The organism is Candidatus Nitrospira nitrificans (assembly GCF_001458775.1).
Taxonomy (GTDB): Bacteria; Nitrospirota; Nitrospiria; order Nitrospirales; family Nitrospiraceae; genus Nitrospira_D; species Nitrospira_D nitrificans.
Map to the genome: position 1 here is coordinate 36,834 of NZ_CZPZ01000008.1, position 24,266 is coordinate 61,099.

Here is a 24,266-nt window from a genome sequence, read left to right on the forward strand (position 1 = left end):
ATCGTTGATCATGAGCCAATGTGTGCGTCGAAATTTTCGTGTTTCCTAATGTCGGACAGGCTCCTAGTTGATGGTTTACGCCCCTCCTCAATGGCAGATGTGCGTACCGCAGGGATAGCCCAAAAGAGGTGGTTTCACCGTAACTTTCCGTTTCCAGCTGTGCCTCGAATAAGCTTGAGACAAGTCGGAAACCTTTATTGTTTCGTTGGAATGAACCCTGATGAATGAATAGATTGAATGACTCTGATGTATCTAAACCTAAATTTAAGCACCCGATGGTCCACGATTTACCTCAATAGCTGACACGATTCCAGTCGGCCAGATCCATTGCCGAGCACCAACCAACACGCCTACACCCAACGCAAATGATTTCTCATAAAAACCGTGTGTCAGAAACAAATATACGCCGAGCGAGACAATGATCCCTAGCAGGGCAAGTGAAAGCTCATCACGTGCGCATTGTAATGGAATTGAACGATAGACACACCATAGGATCCAGAGAAATGACAAGAGGCCGAGCATTCCCCAGAACATTAAGATCTGTAGAAATGCGTTGTGTGCACCATACACAACCAGAACGCCGCCATGACTCTTGCCAAACCCCTTCTCGAATCCCCACTTTTGATTATAATTTCCGGCGCCGACACCGGCCAGGATGTATTCCGGAAGGCGGTTGAGTGCCGTGGTATAGATCCATGCACGGCCCTCCAACTTACCGTTTCGCGTCTCAGTCGAGTAGGTCATCCGGGACCAGACAGCGTCAGGAACCAGCATATACATGCCCAGACCAAAGATCATAACAAAGATCAATGCTCTCCCGTGCTTGACTTCCATCGCATAGAGAACAGCTCCGACGGACACGAGGCCGCCAACAGCGGCACCTCTCGACATCGGCAAGAACGAGGCCACGAGACAGAAGGTTGCTATCCCCAACAATAGAACACGGTGATAGCTCGACCTACTTGATAAAGCCAAGGCAAATGCGGTCACTCCACCCTGAGTGCATATAAAGGCCACTCCATTTATGTTAGCCTGCAAGGCCTGATCCGCGAATGCTGCAGCGCGAACCTTGCTAGCCTGATTGAAAGTGCTTGCTTCTCCCATTCCCTGTATCACTCCATACGAAGTCATGAAAAGATAAACAGCCAGCCATAAGGCAGCCACAATATATCCGTACAGGCCAGCCTCCAACGCTGATCGATCTCGGCATAGAGTCGCGACACAAACCATGCCCACGAGCATTTGCCCAAAGCGAAAAATCTCATCATACCTGGGTAGCGGACTTGAATATTCAAGGAGGGTGCTAACACCGATAAAGGCATAAGCTGCGATGAAAACGGGATGGCACCAAGTTTTCTGCAAAGAACGGGGACGACTCAGAATTACATACGCGGCAAGTGCTCCAAAGACGAGAAACAGGATGCTCATCCCAGCCACCGCGGGGAAATGATTTTGCAGTGGCAAAATCACAATCGCAGTAAAAATCAACAACCGTTCGGTACGGCTGGTACTGTTTTGAGGCAAGACACGTCTATCCGCGGCTTGGGCTGCACCTAGCGGCACTTCCTGGTCTAATCTTATGGGCCGGTCCATCATAATACGAAAAACACTTACGTGCGCTGTTTATTAAGCGTTCGTGGTGGTGCGTGTAAAGGACATGCACGCTCGAAGCAAGGTATCGAGCTTTTTAGAAATGGTCGACCACGAACAAATCTCGATATTTTTGGGCTGAGGAGCTTGCCCACAGACTATATCTTTGAGAAACAATACCATATCCTGAAGCTGGGTGCCCGAAAAACTTGTGACCAAACCAGTTGGTTTGGCTATCGCGCTGGCGTCACTGCCCTCAGGAGCAATAAGAAGTACCGGTGTTACCAGCCCGATAGCTTCAAATATTTTTCCCGTGACGATTCCCTTGTCTTCCAGCGTCTCTTCTTCATTCACCGACGTGATCACCACCGCAAGGTTTGCTCCCTTGACCGCTGACAATGCCTCCCGTCTCGGCACTCTTCCGTGGAAGACAATGCGATCGGTGAGCCCAAATCGACCTGCCTCCTCACGAATATAGCGCTCGTCTGGACCATAGTAATGAAAATACCATTCTTTTGCGTTTCCCTGAGAGGATTTCCTCAGGAGCTTGAGCGCGGCCAGGAATGGCGAGATGCTGCGTTTAGGGGGATAAAAGATCCCGGTATAAACAAACGCACAATGTCCAAAGTCGTATGGTTTTACGGCCTCCATCTCGGTCGGATCAAAGCCATTCGTTACAACATGAAGTTTCGGCCCAACACCAAAACGTCGATCTAAGGCACAGCCCCAAGAAGGTGATACTATGGTAACTGCTGCACAGCCCTTGAGCACGCCAGCCTCTTTTTGGGTGGCACACCGTGGTAAGTGATGACCTGCGTGGGGATTCCCGGTCCATGGATCCCGATAATCCAGAACATATGGCCGTCCAAGCAGGTCAGAGAGACGCTTGGCCAAGCTGAAAGCTGCAAACGGCGAGCCGGTCGCAAGAATTACATCTACGTCCTTCGCAGTCAAAGCAGAGCAGGCCTGCTCTGCCGCCTTGATCCAACCGACATGGGGGTCAATCCCTAGTTTTCTTGCACCGGTTCGAAAAATTTTTCCGACAAACCAGCCGAGGTTCTTATTCCAGCATTTCAGATTGTTGGGCGCCAGGCATCGCCATCCGTGACCAGTCAGAATCCGCTTGATACCCACATCGTCGAATTCCCTCGATGCGGCTCCGTTATCTTCAATATTCCGTAGTATTGACGGATCAGGTGTGACTACCGTCACATCCCACCCGAGTCGAGTCAGGTACATCGCAATGTTCCAGGTCCTGACACAGCCCGGTGCCTTAGCTGGTGGAAATGGATATGCCAGAAAGAGCAGCTTCGGTCGCCCTCGCGGCGGTACGGGATCGCCGGGAAGGTTGTCGGCTATATTCGCTGGGTTACCCATCTCCGTGCTGTTCACTTCCACTTCTCTTCTATGCAATCGACTCTCTCATAATACAGATCAATGAGAGTTTATCGAATCGATTACGCTAGATCTTTATAACGCCTCGAGTTGAATCGCCGCGAACTGCTCTGTGTAGGTTGGTCCAAGACGCTCGCATATGGAGCTCGCAATTCCGTGAACCAAAGTTCCCCAATCGACCTGTTTGGCGATGTTGCGACGCATGTGGATTTGGTCACTCGACGCTCCATTGAGCGCGAGGGACTCGCTGATTGCTCGCGACCATTCCTCTGGCGTATTTGCCAGCTTAATGACATGGGAAAAATCCAAAAGCGATCGGATGGGAGTCCCCACAATCGGCTTCCCGCCCGCCAAATATTCGTGTAGCTTGAGCGGATAAATGTATTTCGTGTAGTCGTTCGTTTTGTACGGCAGCAAGCACACGTCCATATGCTGTGGATATGTACAGGCGATCTCTATGGGCTTGTGTCCCAGAAAATGCACGTTTGACAATTGAGATAATTCTTTCACTAACGGCGCTTCCGTTCCCAGACTGTTTTTGGGCCCGACAAAAACAAACGACCATTCCACATGACGTGTCGCCAACTCGAGCAAAAGTCTCAAGTCCAGCTGCGATTTGATGACGCCAATGTAGCCGATTCTCGGATGAGAGATCGCCCTTAAGTCAGCCGGCTCTTCCTGATGGGTCGCAAATGCCCGATAGTCCACGCCATTGGGGACAAAGAGCGTATGGGGATTGAAATGTCCTTTTCGTTCCATCAATGCCGGAGAATGGATGAACACTTGATCTACTCCCTTGATCAGCTGGATCTCTCGATCTGTCAGCGGGAGCTCGGTTGCGGAAAATGAATATTCATCAACGATGTGATAACAACTGAGATCATAGGAACCGCTCTCCAAGACATGGTCGAAAGAGGGCCGCCAGAGATAATAGATAACGATCTTGCACCCACGTCGACGAAGCAAGGCTTCCGCACGACGAGCTCTTTCCACCGCAGTCCAGGACGCCAGCCAAGCCGGCCGGTCGAACTGTGGAAACCATCTTTCCGGCTGATAGAGAGAAAACCCTTCCGGAAATGTTTCAGAACGATGAGAGCGGTTGACCGGCTTCCCACCGCCGAGCACTAGCTCTCTCCAGCTTCTGGCAGGTTCGGCCCAGACGACACGAAAATACTCCGCCAGCCGAGTCAGCACCTGATGCCGAGACAGCCAGGCGCCGCCCCATTCCTCCGGAACGAAGGCAACCACCCCGACCTCCGGAAAGAGCGGTCTGGCTGAACCGATTGGTGTATGACCGGTTCCAGGATTCTTCATATCGGTGTCACTTCTCATTCAGTTTCCGCCAGATATCGCATCACTCCGGGTATTGGCCGCCGCACAACATCCTTCGAGCTAGGAGTAGTCTTGTAAAAAGCTTCACCATTTGAACTGCCGATGAATCCGGGAAGCACACATTACAGCCGCGAACTATAATCCACACATCACGCTCAGATATAATTCTTCCAATTCCTTATTCAAGCGGTGTGTATCAAACCGTTGCTCCACCTGTCTCCTACCCGCCAGCCCCATCTCACTACAAATCTCAGGGTGCTTAATCAGATATTCAAGCGAATCGGAAATGGAAGCAGCATCTCCTTCCGGTACCAAGCAACCAGTTACGCCATCCGTCACCAGCTCCGGTATTCCACTGTGAAACGTACTGATCACAGGTAGTCCGGTCGCCATAGCTTCTTTTATGGCATTCGGTATTCCTTCTTGATCGCCGCCGTCAGAGGTCAAGCTCGGAGCGACTAACACGTGCGATTCTTCTAAGAGCCGTTTCACGTCTTCGTGGGTTTTCCAACCGAGCAATTCGACCTGTCGCTCGATACCCATACGCTGTATCATCTGCTCCAGAACCCCACGCAGCGGACCATCGCCGACTACCCGATATTCCAGCTGTTCACCTTTTGTCAGAAGGGCCGCGACGGCCTCGATGGCGAAGGCGACTCCTTTTTTCTCCATCAGTCTCGCAACCGTCAAGACCTTCGCCGGCTCTCCGGGTTCTCGGCGCCGTTGAAGATACTCGAATTTAGAACAATCGATACCAGAATAATGAACCACAATTTTGTTTTCCGCACAGCCTTCCTGGATCAGTCGTTCCTTAAGAAACTCGCACACCGGCAAAAACAAATGCCCCTCCCTGAACAAGTCATGATAGATGCCAGGATGTTTTTTCAGAACAGCGGTGACATCAGCACCCCGGATGGATGTCACGACTTTGTGATTCCGAGTGCGGATTGGCATTAACGATACGGCTCTCCGTCCGAGGGAACCGAACTGACAATGGATGATATCAAAAGGTCTCTCCCTTTCAAGCAACGGAATGCTTCTAAAAAGAAGTCTCAGAGACCATGCTTGCTTCCCATGTCGAAAAACATTTAAGGATCTGCAAATGACATCATAATTACGTGGCGCATATCGGATAATGAAAGCAACAGCTTTTATTATTCTGACCAGCCAGTTCTCGGGAATCCGGTAGTAGTGAGTGTGTTTTGACAGGTCATACTTGTCATAGTTGCCATGAGTGACGGCCGTATTACCTGATTTGTCCGCAAAGATATGGACCTCATGTCCTAAATCCATTAATCCCACAATCTGATTGAGGACAAATGTCTGGGATACGGAGGGAAACTCGCTGACAAGAAATGCGATCTTCATGCTGATAGTTCATTAGAAAAGACCAAGGCTTCCCTAGTAACGAACCGACCACTCCCGAGACTGTCCAGCCTCCGATCGGAGTCGACACAAAACCACCCGCAGATGGGCGTACTCACCATAGGCCGGTCTTCCATACAACTCTTCAACAATTCGACAACACTTTCATAATCCTCACTATGACTTTCCGATCTTTCCCTTCATAAGGCTGACGATGCGAGAGAGATTTTTCCCAAACATGAACTTCCATGGGGAATAGCTGTAGTCAAACATCCGGTACACGGTAAAGTACGCATTGAGTCGCCCCAACGGAGACTTTATCCCCGCAGCATGTCTGTAATTCCTCACACAAAAATAGGTCATACCCCTCTTTCTAATCACATCAGCGTGTTCAGGCACGGCATTGCACATGACATCCAGAAGATACCGGCTGTCTTCGCACCATTCATAATAATGGGTGGCGCTTCCCATATTACTGTCATGCCTGCGAAAACTCGCCTTTATATCAAAAACGTCGACTCTTCCATATTTTGCGGCAAGCTGAACATAGGCAACAACATCCTCATATCTATGGGTTTTTGAATAAAATCCTCCTTGTTGCTTCAGCCTCTGAGTATTGAATAAAGTGCTGCATAAATATAACGGCACTTTTCCGTCAAACCAGCCAAAAATAAAATCGGTCGTGGAGCATCCGCTTGCCTTATTATGGGTAGCAAACAGGATATTCCCGGCGGAATCAATTTGCCGCGCTCCGGTTAAAATTACGCCTGGTTCGCCTTGTGACGCGGCGGCCCCCAAACATGTCGATATGAAATCATCATCGATCACATCATCATCAAAGAGCATCAGGAAGTATTTTCCCTGAGCTTGATCCAGGCAAAAATTACAATTTTTGGTCGCGCCTATATTGTGCTTCTGTCTGAAGTATCGTATTCGTGAATCATCGAATTCTTTGACGACTGATTCTGTATGGTCCGAGGAACAGTTGTCGGAAACAATGATCTCTATGTTCTTATATGTTTGACTTACCGCACTTCGCAGCGCCGCTTTCAGGTAACTGCTGGCTCTGTTGTATGTCGGAATACCTATTGAGACAAGGGGTAGCGTATGATTCATCATTTGATTAGCGCCTATTTCAGACAATCGATATCAGCCATTCTACCGAGACAGCATATTGCTGTTACTCACCGGTGAATGCGAGCGATATTTTCTTGTCCATAATGCCAAACTCAGCAATGGCCAAAGTCCCTTTGCATGGTTACGTTCTCTATGAACATGCTGGTCAAAGACCCTACGAACCGCCTCTCGATCGATTTCAAGACCAAGGATGTCAGTTCGGTTCAGGACATACTCCTCGAACATTTCCCTCATGGAGGTTCTGAGCCAGGTCGCCATCGGAGCCTCAAACCCTCGTTTCGCATGAGTCTGATACGTGACCTGTTTCGCCAAGGCGCGTCTCAAGGGGATTTTCCCGATTTGAGGACCGACCTGCAAACAGTCTTTCCAGTCGACCTTCGACGCCACGTCAATCACCTCTCGATCGAGAAACGGAACACGAACCTCTAGGGAATTGTACATACTGGCCCGGTCTACCTTCAGCAATACCATAGTCAAGTGGTACACAAATTCATTCCATCGCGACACCTGGGCGATCTGATCGGGATCACGGCCGTCGTATGCATATACATTGCATCCCGGCGGCCAGACCGGCAATGAAGGAAATATTTCTTGCAGCAATGCTTCAGGGAAGCGGGTATGCATCGCACGATGGGAGTCACCCACTGAGTCCATGAGCAAACACCTATCATTGCCTCTTAAGGAAGCGCGTTTGACTCCCCATCGCACCCTTCTCAGCCAGAGCGGCATCCTGAAATCCACCGCAAGCCTGATCAGCGTGGAAAAACGACTGGGATAGCCCCAAAACAATTCGTCACCGCCGTCTCCCGACAGCACGACTTTATGGTCGCGGCTGGCCAATCTTGCAGCCAGCAAGGTAGGGAATATCGAGTAGTCGCCAAACGGCTCCCCACAGGCGTCGATAACGTCTGCAACGAGGTCCAGCACCTGCTCCGTTCGGACATATTCGATCTTATGCTCGACCCCGATCTCTTTCGCATAGGCTTGCGCATCCAGAGATTCATCGGTTTTCTTCTCACCGGTGCCGATCGTAAATGTCCGGATAGGGTTTGCGCTGACAGACCGCATCTTCGCCACGACCAAAGGCGAGTCGATGCCGCCCGATAAAAATGCTCCCACAGGAACGTCGCTGACCAAATGCCGTCTCACAGCTCGTGTGATCGCTTCATCCACCGCCTCTAAAGCTGCCTCCCCTCTCAACGAAGGCTCGGCATACTGGGGCAAAATAAAGAAGCGATCCTGTCGGCTTTGTCCATTGGCTGTGATTTCCATCCACGTACCCGGTTCAAGCATGTGGGTGTTCTCTATCATGGCAAAAGGAGCCGGAATATGCGCCAACCGCAAATACAGCCCTAGCGCTTCCCCTGACACCCCGAGGCCATAACTCCATGGATGCGCCAGTAATTGATCATACTGTGAACCGAATACAATCCCCCGATCGGACGTCAAATAATAGAGTGGTTTCATGCCGGCATGATCGCGCGCCAAAATCAGCTTCTTCTCAACGCTGTCATAGAAGGCTAATGCGAACATCCCGTTAAACTTATCCAGTGCCGCAACATTCCATTCTATTAAGGCATGCAATACGACCTCGCTATCGCTCGTTGAACGGAATTCCACCCCGCGCTGCCGCAATTGCTCCCTGAGCTCTACAAAGTTATAGACTTCGCCGTTAAACACGAGGACATACCGGCCTTTACCGGCAGTCATGGGCTGATGGCCTCCGGAACTCAAATCAATAATGGACAGCCTGCGAAACGCCAACGTGCAAACCCCATCCTCAGACCAGAATCCGCTGTCATCCGGTCCCCGGCGGGACATCATGGAACTAATTCTGTCCCAATCGGCACCTACGGGCTCTTTCTCCCTGAATCTTAATTCTCCAGCTATTCCGCACATATACCTAATCCATACCCATTGACCTTCCCCCGTTTATTAACCCAAAGCTGAGGAAGTTAACTCCTGTGTCGGCTGGGCCCTGGTTTGATAGTGAGTAATGAACTCCTGGGGTGTCACATCCCCAATCGCGCTGTGGGTCCGTTCTTCGCTGTATTCACGCCGCCACGCTTCAATCACGAGCTGGGCTTCCTGCAGCGTGACAAACCAGTGCTCGTTTAAACACTCATCTCGGAACTTGCCGTTGAAGCTCTCGATAAAGGCGTTCTGCACCGGCTTCCCCGGCTGGATGAAATGCGGAGAGACGCCGTGCTGAGCCGCCCACGCATCCAGCGCCGTCCCGGCGAATTCGGGGCCGTTATCCAGAGGATCAGTGTCTCGGGCAGCGGGCGAGTCAGAAACAACCGATCGAGGATCCGGCACACCCGTTCCCCGCCAATGGACACGTCCACCTCAATCACCGGCACCTCCTTGGAACACGGATCGGTCATCGTCAAATACTTGTACCGCCGCCCGGTCACCAATCGGTCATGCACAAAATCCAAGGCGTACCAGCGCCCTGGCTGCGTGGGACGCGGCAGCGCGACGCGGGGGACGGCTGCCAGCTTCTTTCGCCGCCGACGTCGTAACGACAGCCCTTCGTCCCGATAATAAATCCGCTCCACTTTCTTATGGTTCACGTGCCAGCCTTCGCGTCGTAGGCGCACATAAATTCGAGGACAGCCATACCGCCGTTTGTGCTCGGCGATCTCCCGAATCCGGGTCCGCAGCGCCTCATCCTCGTGACGACGACTCCGATACCGGAGCGTCTGGCGAGCTACGGCCCGGAGCCGGCACACGCGTCACTGACTTAGCCCAAAGCGCGCCGCCATCCACTCTGCCGCGGCTCGCTTCGCCTTGGGCGCTACCAGTTTTTTGCGTTGATCGCTTTCAGCGCTTGGATGTCGAACGCTTGCTCCGCCACCATCTGTTTTAGCCGCCGGTTTTCATCTTCCAGCTGGCGGAGCTTTTTCACATCACTGACATCGAGCCCAGCATATTTCGTCCGCCACTTGTAAAACGTGGCGTCCGAAATACCGTGCTTGCGACAGAGCTCTGGGACCCCAATGCCCGCTTAGGCGTCCTTGAGCACCGCGATGATCTGTTCCTCCGTGTGCCGTTTCCGTGTCATGGCCCCCTCCTGTGAGGCCCATCTCAGCACAGGCAAACCTCCAAGCCAATGGCCTAGTTTTCCGGGGGAAGGTCAGTATTAATATCCATCGTTGCCTACAGCTCTACATAATCTAAGTTGAATAAATTAGAACAGAAATCATCAGAACACTAAATTCGTGACTCGACTCTGTCACAGCTTTAAAGCCGTGACAAGTTAACTGCCCATAGAATTGGAGCTTCTAGTCGACATGGGTGAGCAAGTAGTTGGCTTCGTTTCTCGAAACGAGGATCCCATGTCTTAGAGGTAGTCTCAATATAAGTGGAGCCGGATACGCGCACCCCTGCTTTTACTGGGTGAGAACCTCCGACTAACTTAGCGCCCTCTTAACGAAATCTGGGGTATAGCGCCGCAATTGAGTCTTCAAAAATGACTTGAGCAAGCCGCCCAGACTCTTTCTCTTGTGAGGATTGATCGGAACACTTAGAACTTCCGGCCATAGCCGTGCCATGACTTCCCGATATAACTCATATTTAGGTGGCTTCCTATATTTTTCCTCTGTGGCTAGCATATTGACTAACAACTCTCTGCAATTAAAAGGGGTAAAAATGTCTTTCCACGCGATATCAAATTCCAATTGGGACATAGCAAGCCAGTTACCACATCTTTGTTCCCAGTAAAATAGATCGAACATGTTGTAGTTGAATATATCACTGGTTCCATTCAACCATTTTTCAAAAGATCTCACTGCAAATACATCATTACCCATCACAAGAGATGAGAGTACCTGAGGAGTTATCTGTCCATCAGATATTGGCCGGTAAAAACATCTTGCAACTTCTGATGCGCTTCCCCCCACTGCGACTCTACCCTGTGAGTTATATTTCATAATGGCCTGTGCATCCGGTCCCCATTTTTCATGGGCAAAAGACGCATGTTTCTTAAAAGTCTGGGCGAATTCCGCATCCATCGCGGCAGGAGCCTCCACAATGTCATGCCTCAATCCAAATTTAGATACAAGGATGGAAGAAACTATAATATCTGCATGGTTGCCAGGCATCCCTACTTGTCTTACAGTGACATAAGAAACTTTATCGCGAATATCCTTAGAGGCCGCTAATAGCATTCTAGTATCCCATCCAGCCGTAAGCGAAACCGCCAACTCATATCGAGTCGAGGCACTTTCCATTAATCCTCGTAAGGTTTTGGCGGTTTTCTCTGCAACCTCTTCAAGCGGCAACTTTTCTAGTGGCCTATTAGGCCAATATCTACAGCTTGAACCAGTTTCGAGGTTCAAATAATGATTGGGCGGCAAATGCCGTATTTCTTTATACGGGCAACTATCCCCAGGCCACCAATACTCTCGGTTCCTTTGTTTGAATGAGTTGATGAAGTTACTCGCGCTCGGATCCATTTCCAACTTTAATCGTTCCGCAATCATTCCTGGTTGTGACGCACACCACAGATCTGAAGCGTGGTCTGCATCTGTATAAAACACTTGACGCAGTCCAACCGCATCATGAAAAAGTCTTATGTGCGTTCGATCATCCACGATCAATATCCACCGACCGCCGAATTTATCACTTCGATCGAGGAACCTATCGAAATTTGAAACTTCACTCATCAAGCCATTGACTATATCTCTATCATAGGCCCTTGGATTATCCGGATCGAGGATATACCCTATCAATGTTATCGTCCTATTCTCATGAGTTGCTTGATACACATTCAAATCTGGATGCGTCGTTAGGCACATCGAATTCCTGATTTTCGTTTTCCCCCAGTATGGAAACTCATCGATAAAATAGGGGCCGAGTACGAACTGATTGCGATAGAGCGCGTTCCCCAATGGGTGCAGAATTTCTCCCTCGACTCTCCCAGACTTATTCACCTGCCCCTCCACCCCGTTCCAGCGATAATGTACGCATGCTTGTCCCTCTGACACTCAGCAGTAGGCTCTCAAATTGCGTGAGGACGTCCAGTCCGATCCGGCCTTGAGATAGAACGGCGCAATTGCGGCGACCAATTCGCCATGACACGACGCGATTTCTCTCATCGAGGAATCGCTCGCGGCGGGTGGACTTACGATACCGTTCAAACGTGACTTCCGCAAACATTTGTTGCTGCGCCGCGTCAGCCTTGACTATAGCGTAGGAAGAATAAATCAAACGTTCCCTAACTGTGCCTCAGCCCGCATGCATGGTTATTTGCCCCAAATCTTTGTTCTCCGGCTATCCGCACATATCTTCATTCCGTGCTCTTGAAAATCACTCGGCATCTATACTCTCCTCAGTATCTGAGCGCATCCGAACCACGCGCGCCGGTACGCCAACTGCCACGGAACCTGCAGGCACATCCTTCGTTACGACTGAACCGGCTCCAATAACGGCGCCTTTCCCAATACGAACACCAGATAGGACAATAACTCCGTATCCAAGCCAAGCACCATCTTCAATAATGATCGGCCCTTTAGTTGTGAGCGGTTGCTTTGCAATTGGTACGTTTGGGGTGATCCCGTGATCGAAGGATTGGAAATCGCAGCGCGCTGCGATTTCTACTCCGCAGCCGACCCATATCGGCGCCTTGTAGGAATCAATCTGACATCCCCGGTGAATACTGGTGCCGGAGCCGATGGAGACACCTCCTTCCGGCCCCACCATAATATGGGTATCTTCAAACACCTTCACGCGATCGCCAAGCTCCACTGGTCCACAACCCGGTTCTTGGTAAATAAGCACGCGATCATCGATGAATACATGCATCCCCCATTTGATTGTGGAACCATGTACCCTAGCGCTGGGGGAAATAAACCCCCTTGGGGTCATCCCTGCCAGAGCAGTCCGTTTGAGGAATGGCGGCATTCCTATCAGAGCAAGGCGAGTTACGATTCGACCAATACATGGAAAGCCGGACAATCTCATCCACAAACGCGGCCAATACCATCTTAACTTTTCCTTGAGCATATGGAGAGGAACAGGGCGCTCAAGTGACGCCGCTCACCGACTGCTTCCCTTGAGTAGTACTGAGATCTTGCTCATTGCTCCACTTCAACAGCGGCCTTACCAAGCCTGGAAATGGCCCTGCATAGTTGCCACGTGCCGAGTCACCATCAGTCGTATCCACTACATGAAAGGCGACAGCCTGACGTACTTTAAAGAGGTAGTCGAGCGGCTCTACCGCGTCAAGGCTCACATTGACAATCATGGTTCCTTCAGCAAGGTAATTTCCTGGAATCCAAGCGATACTCCGGTAACGGCCGGGTGGTCGAATACGTCCTCTCCACGCAGGATCCGCTTCATGAGCCACAAACAACAACACCGCCTCCTCATTATAGACATCTATCGCTCCCCTGAACTTACGACCAGGTTGGAGAACCTCATACTCGATCTCAATTCCGACAGGTTTCCGAATATCGATCTGATCGGTGTACTGCCCCTCTTCGTTTCGCACGCGCACCGCCCATAACCGGGCGGTGCGACTGCTGGGCGCCTTCACCGGGTCCGACCATTCTCGCACCGCCATCGTGCCAAGGCCTGAATGGAGGTATGTTTTCACGACGTCATGTGGGGATCCGTCAAGACGCAGTTGCCCATCTTCCAAATAGATCACCCGTTTGCACAGCCGTGTAATGGCCTGCATGTTGTGGCTGACGAAGAAAATCGTCCGTCCTTGATCGGCCACTCCTTCCATTTTGCCTAAGCACTTCTTCTGAAAGTCTGCATCCCCGACCGCCAGCACCTCATCGACGATTAAAATTTCCGGTTGCAAGTGGGCCGCGACAGCAAACGCCAACCGCAGATACATCCCGCTGGAATACCGTTTGACAGGCGTATCGATGAACTGTTCCACTCCGGCAAACGCCACGATCTCGTCGAACTTTTGGGTGACCTCGGCGCGCTTCATTCCCAAGATCGTTCCGTTGAGATACACATTCTCGCGCCCAGTCAGTTCCGCGTGAAAGCCAGTCCCTACTTCCAAGAGTGAAGAGACACGACCCGTGATCTCAATACGCCCATGAGTCGGTGAGGTGATCCTCGACAGCAGCTTGAGAAGCGTGCTTTTCCCAGCACCGTTGCGGCCGATAATCCCCACCACCTCACCCTGTTTGACACTAAAGGAGACGTCCTTCAACGCCCACATGGCATTGGTGGCATCGGTTTCCGCCTCTGTGCCACGACCGAATAAGCGACTCGCGCCCGACACAAGGCGATCGCGCAATGTGGCATACTTCTCTCGCCGCGCTCCGATGATGTAGCGCTTGGAGAGGCTGTCTACTTGCACGGCAATTTCACTCATTCAAGTATTCCCAAACTTTTTCTGACGGTCTACCCCAGCATGACTTGAGGAATCGCAACCAATACAATCGCCGGAATAGACGCAAAACCGCGGGCCATTAAATGATATCGGCAAATTCTCGTTCCATCTGTCGAAAATAGACAACTCCCCCGATCAGCACGACGATTACCATGATAATACTTGCCCCCATCATCAATGGATCCGGAGCGCTTTTCCCCAACAATGCCCAACGAAAACCTTCAATGACCCCAGCCATCGGATTGAGACCATAGAGCAACTTCCAGCGCTCCGGCACGAGGCTGACAGGATAGACAATCGGTGAGACAAACATCCAGATCTGAACTACAAAGGGAATGGCATGACCTACATCTCGATACTTGACGTTGGTTGCGGAAACAAACAGGCCGACCCCCGTGGCCGTCAGCATGGCGATCAGGACGAATGCCGGCAGTGTGAGGACTTTCCAGGTGAGAGGAATTCCTGCATACATGAGCAGTCCAAACAACAACCCCATCGCCAACAGAAAGTCGATCAACGGTGAAACAACCGCTGAAAGAGGCAGCAGCATCCTGGGGAAATAGACCTTGGTGACCAAATTCGCACTAGTGACAAGACTCGTCCCTGAGCGAGTAATGGCTTGGGAAAAATACGCCCAAGGAAGCAGAGCGGTCAGTATGAACGCAGGATACCAGATGCCATCGGACGGCATCTTGGCCATCCGTCCGAATATCGCGGTAAAAATCAGCATCGCAATTAAGGGCTGTAGAAGGACCCAGCTTACCCCGATAGCCGTTTGCTTATACCGAACCTTGATTTCCCGTTCAACCAATGTATACAGCAACTCCCGGTACTCCCAGAGTTCAGCCCAATCGATCCTCAATAGCCCGCTTCGCTTCTCGATAATCAACTTCTGCGTGGGTGAATTTATGATCGATTTTGATTGAGCCATATGCATCCGTGGCTTAACTCCCATCACCTAGTCGAATCCGAGCGATTCTCCTAACGATTCCAACATTACCGACAGCATAAATCCTACTTGATGGCGTGAGACCTGGTACTCAAGTGCCGTTCCCTCGGTAGAAACGTGGTTGAACATATAAAAGAGCTCTCCGCTGATGTTCCTCGTCAACTTATACTCAAGCCTCGATGCTCCAGTGACAATCTGAAATTGAGCATCTGTATTGGGGAAAAATTGACTAAGGGCATACCCACCACTCCCGCTGACACTGAGTCGCTCATAAATTCGATGTCTGATGCTCGCCTGCGCACGATTGTTGATCCGCGATCCTCCCTGTAAAAAGAATGACGGTTTGGCGTCCCGTGAAAGCGTCAGATCGAGGACAGTATCCCGCTCCGGTTTGGTTGTGACGTGGATAGAACCAGACGGGAACGTCCGCCCAACTGGTTCAACAAAGGTGACGCCTCCGCGGACAGTGAACGTCCACTCCGGGAATACCTTCGTATAGTCACCTTCGAGCGTGATGATATTGCCACTGAATGTCCTGCCGCCTTCAGACCGTTCTTGGGTAAAAAAGGTCTGTCGATACAAGGCGGCCACGCTGTCGTTTCGCGTGAGGTTATATCGGGGTCCTCCAAACCAGGTGTGAGTCATCGTGTTAAAGAAGGTGGCGATGGCTTCAACCCCGCCGTCGGTGCCACGAGTCACCCTCCGAAGGCCGAATGTGTACCCACCTTCCAAAGAAGCATCTCGGGACAGAGGGTAGCTCCCATTGAAGGCTGTTGTGTTCAGAAGCCTGCTCCGCCGAAAGGTTAGGAGACCCCCCTCGAAGTCATCAACCGCCGCCGATCTCCCAAAAGATTGCTCGGGCGTATATATCAAGTTCTGCGTGACGCCCAACCGCGCTCCTCTGACATACTGATCAACCCATCGATCCAAGCCAACAGTGCCGTTGAGATTCGCGCCAAAAAAGTCCAAGTCCGTATTGGTCACAAACTTATTATAGTTCCCCCCCACCTGCAGGTCAGCTTCAATGTCACGACTCTCGTGCCGCAGGGCTAGCCCACCGTTCACAGTCGTCACAAAATCATGGAGCTGCGGGGCATTCCCCTGGGCGTCCCTTAGGAGGTCCTTTGGTCTGCGCCATACATTGCTATCATATCGTTCCCTCACCGAACCCCAGGGAACGATCTTAGTCTCCGCATAAACTGACACTGAGGGCAACGCCCCCCAGATAAGCACAGCCGCAACTGCGAACCTAAGCAATGGTCTGATCTTGAGCCGTCTACAACACCACAATAGAGTCACCACACTCCTTTTCAGAAGTAGCTACAAACGGATGAAGATCAGCCGGTAACCGATCCACCCGCCTTATACCACATGTGTGGATTTTGAAGAAACAGAGCCAATAGTGTGTCGGACACCCTGCATGATTCCGTCACGGCACGACAAGCGTGTCCCCGGAGGCCAACACAATGTTGCCTGGTTCACCACGCCCGCTGACGAGATCATCATAACGTAGCGGAATGTGGATTTCCTGACGTTTGTGACCAGGGCTTTCAATTACCCGCACGACTTGTAGTCGGTTCTTGCTGGCATAGTTGGTAAAGCCGCCGGCCATCGAAATAGCTTGTAGCACAGTTACGTAGGACTTGAGCTGATACTTTCCCGGCTTGGTAACCTCACCCAACACAAACACGGCATAACTGTTGAGTTCCTTGACGTTCACCGATACCGAAGGGTTCTGGATGTAACCCTTGAGACGCTCAGTAATCTGCGCGGCGAGCGCCTCTGCCGTGAGGCCGGCTGCTTGCACGTCGCCTATGATCGGCATAGAGACATAGCCATCCGGCCGTATCAACGTGATCCTGGACAAATCCGGATTTTTCCAGACATTGATCTCGATCTGGTCCTCAGAGCCGAGCAGAAACTCTGTCGGCACATCGGATGCCCTGTATTCCCTGGATGTCACCGGCCCATGGCAGCCGATTTGAGCCACAATGGAGCACAACACGAGGCCGATCGACAGGGTCCTTGACACAAGAGGATTCCGTCCGGGTATCCTTGTCCATGGCGTGTAGTCGTCCACAGCAATCCTTTCCGGCCTTCCCTACCGACCAGGGAAAACCACCATTGACTCACTTGGCACTACAAGGGTATCACCGGGCTTCAGTTCGAAATTATCCGTGATTCCACTGCGAAGCACGATATCGTCGTAGCTCGCAGTGAACCGCTTCAAGCCGGGGGCCGTATCCGTAAACCGAAAAATGACGATCTGATTTCTTGCCGCAGTATCCTTGAATCCGCCTGCAATCGTAATCGCTTGCAACAGCGTCGTTTTGCTCTTGAGCGGATACTTGCCGGGATGAGCGACTTCACCGAGCAGGAAGATATTGGAACTATTGACTTCCTTCAAGGTCACAGCCACAACCGGGTTTTGGACATATTCCTTGAGCTTGTTCGTCATTTCTTCGGCCAATTTATTGGGCGTTTTCCCGACGGCCATCACGTCGCGAATGATCGGCATTGAAAATCGTCCATCGGGACGTACTTGCACTTGTCTTGACAGATCCGGATTCCTCCAGACGGTAATGTCCAGTACATCTTCGGCGCCGATCACATATTCACTGCTGACCGCATTCGATAGCTTATCCATCATCGCTTGACTGATTGCTTTCTCGGTCTGCGTTGTCGTGGCAGGCAATGGAGGGGGAATATCTGCCGGCAATTTACCGGCATCCGGCTTAACCACCCCCGAATCACAGAACCCGGAGCCCGAGCTTACCACCAACACCAGCGAGATGATCAGAAACCGCAAGATGTATTGCATAACCTTGATTCCTTCCTCGAGAAGTCGGCCACGAATCCTGCTTCTATAACCTAGGCATAGCGTCGGAATGCCGGCTTCACGGAACGACCGATGAGATACTTGTCTATACCTTCATTTAAGGCTCGGCGATAAATCCGTAACGCATCATGAACCGCGTCGACTGTTCTGTCGATATCCGCATCCGTATGACAATAGCTCACGACGAATGATGGCGCAAGTATCCCTCGTTTGATCGTCTCCTGGAGAAAGAGCGTTCTGAAGGATTGGGATGGTCTCTTTTCAGCATCCAAGGTTGCGTACACGAGCGCGCATGGCTTCCCCACAACCTTGAAGTATTCTCCCAGATGATGCTCGTCGATGGACTTTTGAAGTCCTTGCTCCAGACGCCTGCCCGCACTCCACATTCTTTCAATCACAGGTTCCCGTTTATAGATCTGAATGACTTCCTTCGCGGCCGCCAGCGCAAAAGTCTCCCCCCCATGCGTAAGCGACAATAAGAAGACTCGCTCCGCCTCGTGGTCCAACCCTCCTCGTTTCATAAGCTCTCGTTTGCCCACAAGCGCAGAAACAGCAAAACTGTTCCCTAGAGCCTTGCCGAACGTCGATAAGTCCGGAACGATCCGATGATAGCGTTGCCCGCCGCCAAGGTGCCACCGAAACCCGCAAATCATTTCGTCAAGGATAAAAACCGTGCCGTTGTCTCTACAGAGATCCTGAGCTGCATGCAGAAAGTCATCGACCGGTGCCGTCTCTTTTTCAGGTTCCATGATGAGACAGGCAATCTGGCCCGGATACTGCCGAAACAACGCCTGAATGCTTTCTATGGAATTATAATTGAACTTGAGCGTTAACTCTTGAACAGCCTTGGGGATACCTGCGGGCATCGCCGTGGCTCCAATAAACCAATCGTCTACGGAAAAGAATGGGTGGTCCGCACACACGGCGACGAGGTCTCGCCCCGTGTATGCACGAGAGAGTCGAATCGCCGCGCTCGTCACGTCGGACCCATTCTTTCCGAATTTCACCATTTCAGCGCCCTCAATGATGCTGAGCATTTCCTCCGCGCATTCAACCTCAATCGGCGAAGGCCTGGTGAAATGATTGCCCTCCAACATATGCTTGTGGGCGACGTTGAGTATCCGTTCCTCCGCATAGCCCAGGGTCACGGAGCGAAGCCCCATGTTGTATTCAATGAACTCATTTCCATCGATGTCCCAGACATGGCATCCACGCCCTTTAACGAGGAACCCAGGAGCTTGGTCCGGGTATTGGTCGTCACCTTTAGCATAGGTATGGCAACCGCCTGGGATAAGGGCATGCGCGCGCGGTTGCAATGCCTTTGACTTCTTAAAATTCATCGTTTCACCTTCATGCGCTGCAGTCCTCACCAGAGTCATGAGTGGGTTTTCACGGCTCTGACCAGGTGCTGAGGGATCCCGACATCGATGTACGACCCTAATGGGAACATCTCGCCTTCAATAGTGAGTTTGGCCTGCACCGCTTTCTTCAGCACAAGGCCCACGGGAATGTCTCCTTGAGGGTCAATCTTGCGATTCCCGATGACTCCTGCGCCGTGCCCTCTCTTCACTCCGGACAGAAACTGGTGCAAAAATTCCGTAAACACCGGCGTCCACACCGCACATAACCAGGCATACCGCAGTCGTGTCGTCTTCGGCTTGAGATGAATCGCGCGGACGCGGAGATCTTCATCAACCTCGACCATATCCATCGCCTTGGGATCATGTGCCGGAAACAGCGCTAACACGACATCAACCCCAGGTCGATCGAGTCGGGTCAGTAATTTGGCAAATACATCGTGCGGATGAAAAATAATGTCCGGAAACCCAAACGCCACGACCTTATCCTTGATAAAGGGGTACGCCCGATCGATCGTATCAGGTGGGCCACTCGACCCTTCAATGACCACATAGGCAAGGTCCATCCCGAGCATTCCCCCATCTCCCCAGTATGCCGGAATATCCCATTTCCCTTGCCGAATGACGACATAGCCCTTCCGAACCCCTGATTTCCTGAGGCATTCCAACAGATAGTGACTCACCACCTTGGGACGCGTCCCCTGGAGCCCGGGGATAGAACCAAAGCCGACAGGAAAGACTTCCTTGCTGCAGGGAAGCGGAGCCAATCGAAGAGATCTGCCGGCCGCTGGAAGCACCGCCACCACTTCCTTTTGCTGAGCGATCCTACCTCTCATTGATCATCTGCAATCAAACTTCACAGACATCATGCGCCGTGTTCTGCTGTATGTTGATAGGTAAGCACACCGGCATCGGCAGTTTCGTCATCATAGAGTGACACAAGATCATCGGGGATATGGGAGAGATCGCTCGCTCTCAAATAATCCCTCATGGTAGTTCCGGTGCACTCTTCATCTATCCGAGGAGCGCCTTTCCTGCCTGCCACATCATCAAGGTTCACCACACGAAAATCGATGCTGAACCGAGTTTTCCCGGAAGTATTGGGCACACTCGAGTGCATTTGGGCTGCCGAAAACAAAATGATGCCTCCAGCCGGCACAATGAGGCGGATCTGAGGATCAAGCACCAGCGATTCAGTCGGCTTCGGTAGCGGCCTGGGGTCTTCTTTGAGGAACTTGGCGACATGTGTTCCGCGATTTTGCTGATTCCAAACATAGTAATTATACCCCTTGGAGCTATTTTTTACCGGAGCGTTCCAATACTGGGGATGAAAAGCCATGGCATTGTTCGACTGAATATCATAGATCGGGATCCACCAATTGATCTGACAAGGAGGCGCGGAATACCACGTATCTCGATGTGGATGCCAGGCATAAGCAATTCCCGTCGTGAGATAATTATCGCTGGTAGAGCTTCGCATCTTCGGCACATCAAAATATGTCTTGTCAAGATCACAGCCCATCTCGTCAAAAATGTCGCGCATGAGCGCTTTTGATTCGGAATGATGGATGAAAGTGGGTTTCAGCTTCCCGAGGAGATCGGCATACTGCTCAACGGGAAGGTGTCGTTGAGCGGTCTCCGGGTCGTATGGGGCAAAGGCTTCCTCGATCAATTTCCTGGCAAATTCGATAAACGCGAGCGTACTCTTCTTCGGAGAATATACAAGCAACTGGCCTCGATATAACTCTTCGCGGCGTCGTTCGTCCGAGAATGGAGGGTCATAATACACAGTGTTCATAATCGCTTCTCCACTTCCGTGTTTCCCGGCCTCCGACATTCCTTCAAGAGACCAACTTCTAAGAGCGCTTCAGCTGCAGATACAATCTTGCCGAACGAAAGGTCTGCGCGCTCGGCGATATCGAGCAGAGCATGGCGCCCATCGGATGCGTTCAACACCCAGAAGAGAGCCAATTCAGTCCATTGTTTTTCTTGTTGACCGGCAACAGCACGATACAGCCCTCGTCGACCTAACTGGGGTTCGCATTTCGGATTTTGATTGAGATAGGTTCGATTTCCTTCCAGGAGATCGAACACCTCTAGACATCTGGCATACGACCGTGCAAGGGAGTCCGGCTTCACAAAGTCCAGATCATCCGCAGAGGAGTGATACTCCGGATATTGGCCATGTACGGTTCTCATAAAACATCCGACAGGCAGATCAAACCCCGGAGAACAATACTGCCGTTCATCATACCCATAGGGGAAAAAATCGATGATGGTATGGTCCTCTCCTGAATGTCTCAGCACATGCGCCATCGCCCGATCGATCTCCGCATTGCCCTGACGACTCTTCTTGTAAGTGATGTTCCCCGCATCACCTACCCCCGTCAAGACGAGCCCGTGCTTGATGCGAGACACCGTCTGTTCATTCTGAGCCAACCAGGTAATCGACCCAATGGTTCCAGGAATAAAGAGAAAACGGTACGAATATCGTCTTGGGCGCGTCGCCATCGTTTCCGCCAACTTCACAGCCACCGTAATGCCCGACAAATTATCGTTGCACATAGCCGGATGACAGACATGACATGACACGAGAATCTCATCCGAAGTTTCGCCCGGCAAATAGGCCTCGCCATATGTGAGAGAACCAGACTGAAGATTCGAGTCGATGACAACCTCATAGTCATCATCGGACAGTCGTTCGAGATCTGCCTGCCGAAGGCAAAAGCCCCAGTTTTCCTTGTAATAGGATGTTCGGTAAGGAATCCATTCGGGATGATCCGGCAGCGTGAATAAATGGGGTCTGAGGTCCGCCAACGGCATCTTCTTCCTGATGGGCGAACTGTAGCTCATCAGATGCAAATTGTGCGCTTTGAAATCAATGACTCGCTTCCCCTCACGGCTCATAACATAGGCATCGGCGACGTTCCACTCCAACGGAACCGTCCAATCAAACACTTTGGTTCCGCTAGGAACCTCATTCATTTCAAGCGAAACACGCTTCTGGATCGCTCGAAGTGTTTCTCTGACCCCCTCACCGGTAATACTTCGACATATTGGATAAAGCTCCGCCATGAAGGCATGCAACTCTTTACCTAACTCTTCACCGCTTGATGCTTCTTTGGGGCCGGCAGCGGTCATGATGGCAGTGCATGATCCTTGTGAAATGGTGGCCACGTTCGATCTTTCTCCGACATGATCAAAATGGGTGCAGGCCAGACAATCTTGAAGACAGGATCATCCCAGCGAAATCCTCCCTCCTTCGCAAGCATATAGAACTCCGACATGTAGTACAGCACTTGGCTATCGTGTTCGAGGGTGAGAAACCCATGGGCACAATGTTCCGGAACATAGACAGCCCTGTGATTGTCCGCCGAGAGTGTTACTCCGACATACTGACAGTACGTCGGTGATGCAGGTCGTAAGTCGACGATGACATCGTAGATGGCTCCGGCCGTGCAACGAACCAACCTCACTTCCTCATTTGTTTTATAGTGAAGCCCTCGCATGGTGCCTTTCTGGCTGTTCACTGAAACACTTGACTGCACCCACCTGGTCGAGATCCCATGCGCCTCAAACTCCCGTTGGCACCAGGTTCTCATGAACATTCCCCGTTCATCTCGCACCGGCTCAGAATCGATCAAAAATACCCCTTTAAGGGTGGTTTCTGTGAAAATCATGAGTACACTTGCACTTCAGGAATCGGAACGACAAACTTTCCTCCCCACTCCCGAACATAGCTCATCTGTTCCATGACTTCTTCTCGAATGTTCCAGGGCAGGATCAGAAGATAGTCAGGACGTGTGTCACGCACTCGTTCCGGCTTATAGATCGGGACATGGACGCCGGGGAGAAAATGCCCTTGCTTATGTGGGCTCCGGTCTACCGTATAGTCAATGAGGTCCGTCCGAACCCCGCAATAGTTGAGCAGCGTGTTCCCCTTTGCAGGAGCCCCATACCCTACAACGTGCTTGCCCTCCTGTTTCGCAGAAATGAGAAAGGACAGCAACTTCCTCTTCGTCGCCTCAACTCGCGGACCGAACGACAGATAGTGAGACAGTTGGCCAAATCCGGCGGTTTCTTCTCGCGACTTCAGTTCCTTTGCTCGCGCCTGCACAGGCTTGGACGTATCGTCATGGTGGCATGCATAGATTCGCAAAGACCCACCATGAGTTGAGAGTTCTTCTACATCGAACAGCGTCATTCCATGACGAGCAAACACCTGTTCGACCGCCAAGAAAGAAAAATAGGAAAAGTGTTCATGATAAATGGTATCAAACTGGTTCTGTTGCATCAGCTGCAGCAAATGAGGAAATTCCATGGTAATCAGGCCCGTGGGTTTCAGCAGCACCTTGAGGCCCCTCACGAAATCATTCAGATCCGGAACATGGGCCAGCACATTGTTCCCGATGATCAGATCGGCAGCCCATCCGTCGGCCGCTACATCCCGGGCCGTGCTCTCTCCGAAGAAGGCCACCTTCGTAGGGATCCCCTTCTGCTTCGCCACCTCAGCGATATTGGAAGCAGGTTCGACTCCCAGCACGGAGATCCCCCGTGACACGAAGTTCCGTAAAAGATATCCGTCGTTGCTGGCGATCTCCACTACTTTGGAGCTGCGATCCAATCCGAATCGGCCCACGATCATGTCGACATAGGCCTTCGCGTGTGCAAGCCAGGAATCTGAAAATGACGAAAAATACGCGTAGTCGGAAAAAATATCGTGCGGCGTTGAGAATTGCTTCAACTGAACCAACAAACATTTCTCGCACACGTAGACATGCAATGGATAGAAGGGCTCCATCTGGTCCAATTGGTCAGGCTTAATGTAGGAATTGGCCAACGGAGACATGCCAAGATCAACGAACGTACGCTCAAGCGTCGCACTGCAAGACCGACACCCTGATTGCCCCATGCTGATATGTCCTCCTACCGGCAAAGGAT

The 24,266-nt window shown here is 51.4% G+C and carries 19 protein-coding genes and 1 pseudogene; all 20 read right to left on the bottom strand.

Annotation, left to right across the window (positions count from 1 at the left end; translation table 11 throughout):
• Nucleotides 1-264: 264 nt before the first annotated feature.
• A complete protein-coding gene (locus COMA2_RS06170; RefSeq protein WP_139077119.1) occupies nt 265-1,524 on the bottom strand; it encodes an O-antigen ligase family protein in 1,260 nt (419 codons plus the stop codon).
• 102 nt (nt 1,525-1,626) lie between these two features.
• A complete protein-coding gene (locus COMA2_RS06175; protein ID WP_281176434.1) occupies nt 1,627-2,967 on the bottom strand; it encodes a glycosyltransferase in 1,341 nt (446 codons plus the stop codon).
• 93 nt (nt 2,968-3,060) lie between these two features.
• Nucleotides 3,061-4,299, bottom strand: a complete 1,239-nt coding sequence (locus tag COMA2_RS06180) for a glycosyltransferase (RefSeq protein WP_175304426.1) — start codon at nt 4,297-4,299, stop codon at nt 3,061-3,063.
• Between the two features lie 153 nt (nt 4,300-4,452).
• The gene (locus COMA2_RS06185; protein WP_090895615.1) at nt 4,453-5,685 is read right to left on the bottom strand and encodes a glycosyltransferase; all 1,233 of its coding nucleotides are present in this window, start codon (nt 5,683-5,685) and stop codon (nt 4,453-4,455) included.
• 174 nt (nt 5,686-5,859) lie between these two features.
• The gene (locus COMA2_RS06190; protein ID WP_090895617.1) at nt 5,860-6,801 is read right to left on the bottom strand and encodes a glycosyltransferase family 2 protein; all 942 of its coding nucleotides are present in this window, start codon (nt 6,799-6,801) and stop codon (nt 5,860-5,862) included.
• 39 nt (nt 6,802-6,840) lie between these two features.
• Nucleotides 6,841-8,718, bottom strand: coding sequence for an asparagine synthase (glutamine-hydrolyzing) (gene asnB, locus COMA2_RS06195; RefSeq protein WP_090895619.1), 1,878 nt, complete (start codon nt 8,716-8,718; stop codon nt 6,841-6,843).
• Between the two features lie 36 nt (nt 8,719-8,754).
• A pseudogene (locus tag COMA2_RS06200) lies at nt 8,755-9,823 on the bottom strand (IS3 family transposase).
• Between the two features lie 412 nt (nt 9,824-10,235).
• Nucleotides 10,236-11,756, bottom strand: a complete 1,521-nt coding sequence (locus COMA2_RS06205; protein WP_139077123.1) for a class II glutamine amidotransferase domain-containing protein — start codon at nt 11,754-11,756, stop codon at nt 10,236-10,238.
• 376 nt (nt 11,757-12,132) lie between these two features.
• Nucleotides 12,133-12,627, bottom strand: coding sequence for an acyltransferase (locus COMA2_RS20895; protein WP_281176432.1), 495 nt, complete (start codon nt 12,625-12,627; stop codon nt 12,133-12,135).
• 220 nt (nt 12,628-12,847) lie between these two features.
• Complete coding sequence (locus COMA2_RS06215) at nt 12,848-14,161, bottom strand: ABC transporter ATP-binding protein (RefSeq protein WP_090895623.1); 1,314 nt, start codon at nt 14,159-14,161, stop codon at nt 12,848-12,850.
• Between the two features lie 97 nt (nt 14,162-14,258).
• Complete coding sequence (locus COMA2_RS06220; protein WP_090895728.1) at nt 14,259-15,110, bottom strand: ABC transporter permease; 852 nt, start codon at nt 15,108-15,110, stop codon at nt 14,259-14,261.
• Nucleotides 15,111-15,137: 27 nt separating this feature from the next.
• Nucleotides 15,138-16,202 carry an outer membrane beta-barrel protein gene (locus tag COMA2_RS06225; RefSeq protein WP_139077125.1) on the bottom strand — a complete coding sequence of 355 codons (1,065 nt, stop codon included), beginning with the start codon at nt 16,200-16,202 and terminating at the stop codon, nt 15,138-15,140.
• 355 nt (nt 16,203-16,557) lie between these two features.
• Nucleotides 16,558-17,160 carry a polysaccharide biosynthesis/export family protein gene (locus COMA2_RS06230; protein WP_139077127.1) on the bottom strand — a complete coding sequence of 201 codons (603 nt, stop codon included), beginning with the start codon at nt 17,158-17,160 and terminating at the stop codon, nt 16,558-16,560.
• A 69-nt stretch (nt 17,161-17,229) separates the two neighbouring features.
• Nucleotides 17,230-17,949 carry a polysaccharide biosynthesis/export family protein gene (locus COMA2_RS06235; RefSeq protein ID WP_090895628.1) on the bottom strand — a complete coding sequence of 240 codons (720 nt, stop codon included), beginning with the start codon at nt 17,947-17,949 and terminating at the stop codon, nt 17,230-17,232.
• 50 nt (nt 17,950-17,999) lie between these two features.
• The gene (locus COMA2_RS06240; RefSeq protein WP_090895730.1) at nt 18,000-19,307 is read right to left on the bottom strand and encodes a glutamate-1-semialdehyde 2,1-aminomutase; all 1,308 of its coding nucleotides are present in this window, start codon (nt 19,305-19,307) and stop codon (nt 18,000-18,002) included.
• Nucleotides 19,308-19,342: 35 nt separating this feature from the next.
• On the bottom strand, nt 19,343-20,161 hold the full coding sequence (locus tag COMA2_RS06245) for a glycosyltransferase family protein (RefSeq protein ID WP_139077129.1): 819 nt from the start codon (nt 20,159-20,161) through the stop codon (nt 19,343-19,345).
• A 29-nt stretch (nt 20,162-20,190) separates the two neighbouring features.
• Nucleotides 20,191-21,123, bottom strand: a complete 933-nt coding sequence (locus COMA2_RS06250) for a phytanoyl-CoA dioxygenase family protein (RefSeq protein WP_090895632.1) — start codon at nt 21,121-21,123, stop codon at nt 20,191-20,193.
• On the bottom strand, nt 21,120-22,466 hold the full coding sequence (locus tag COMA2_RS06255; RefSeq protein ID WP_090895633.1) for a DUF4910 domain-containing protein: 1,347 nt from the start codon (nt 22,464-22,466) through the stop codon (nt 21,120-21,122). The genes COMA2_RS06250 and COMA2_RS06255 overlap by 4 nt, the downstream gene beginning before the upstream one ends.
• A complete protein-coding gene (gene rfbC, locus COMA2_RS06260; protein ID WP_090895635.1) occupies nt 22,463-23,005 on the bottom strand; it encodes a dTDP-4-dehydrorhamnose 3,5-epimerase in 543 nt (180 codons plus the stop codon). The genes COMA2_RS06255 and rfbC overlap by 4 nt, the downstream gene beginning before the upstream one ends.
• Nucleotides 23,002-24,237: a class I SAM-dependent methyltransferase gene (locus COMA2_RS06265; protein WP_090895637.1), complete on the bottom strand. Its 1,236-nt coding sequence runs from the start codon at nt 24,235-24,237 to the stop codon at nt 23,002-23,004. The genes rfbC and COMA2_RS06265 overlap by 4 nt, the downstream gene beginning before the upstream one ends.
• Between the last annotated feature and the right edge of the window lie 29 nt (nt 24,238-24,266).

Bases quoted from the DNA above. Each gene is read 5' to 3' on its own strand.
- COMA2_RS06175 (WP_281176434.1), bottom strand. From the start codon at position 2,967: ATGGGTAACCCAGCGAATATAGCCGACAACCTTCCCGGCGATCCCGTA.
- COMA2_RS06180 (WP_175304426.1), bottom strand. From the start codon at position 4,299: ATGAAGAATCCTGGAACCGGTCATACACCAATCGGTTCAGCCAGACCG.
- COMA2_RS06185 (WP_090895615.1), bottom strand. From the start codon at position 5,685: ATGAAGATCGCATTTCTTGTCAGCGAGTTTCCCTCCGTATCCCAGACA.
- COMA2_RS06190 (WP_090895617.1), bottom strand. From the start codon at position 6,801: ATGATGAATCATACGCTACCCCTTGTCTCAATAGGTATTCCGACATAC.
- asnB (WP_090895619.1), bottom strand. From the start codon at position 8,718: ATGTGCGGAATAGCTGGAGAATTAAGATTCAGGGAGAAAGAGCCCGTA.
- COMA2_RS20895 (WP_281176432.1), bottom strand. From the start codon at position 12,627: ATGCATGTATTCATCGATGATCGCGTGCTTATTTACCAAGAACCGGGT.
- COMA2_RS06215 (WP_090895623.1), bottom strand. From the start codon at position 14,161: ATGAGTGAAATTGCCGTGCAAGTAGACAGCCTCTCCAAGCGCTACATC.
- COMA2_RS06220 (WP_090895728.1), bottom strand. From the start codon at position 15,110: ATGGCTCAATCAAAATCGATCATAAATTCACCCACGCAGAAGTTGATT.
- COMA2_RS06235 (WP_090895628.1), bottom strand. From the start codon at position 17,949: ATGCAATACATCTTGCGGTTTCTGATCATCTCGCTGGTGTTGGTGGTA.
- COMA2_RS06240 (WP_090895730.1), bottom strand. From the start codon at position 19,307: ATGAATTTTAAGAAGTCAAAGGCATTGCAACCGCGCGCGCATGCCCTT.
- COMA2_RS06245 (WP_139077129.1), bottom strand. From the start codon at position 20,161: ATGAGAGGTAGGATCGCTCAGCAAAAGGAAGTGGTGGCGGTGCTTCCA.
- COMA2_RS06250 (WP_090895632.1), bottom strand. From the start codon at position 21,123: ATGAACACTGTGTATTATGACCCTCCATTCTCGGACGAACGACGCCGC.
- COMA2_RS06255 (WP_090895633.1), bottom strand. From the start codon at position 22,466: ATGACCGCTGCCGGCCCCAAAGAAGCATCAAGCGGTGAAGAGTTAGGT.
- rfbC (WP_090895635.1), bottom strand. From the start codon at position 23,005: ATGATTTTCACAGAAACCACCCTTAAAGGGGTATTTTTGATCGATTCT.
- COMA2_RS06265 (WP_090895637.1), bottom strand. From the start codon at position 24,237: ATGGGGCAATCAGGGTGTCGGTCTTGCAGTGCGACGCTTGAGCGTACG.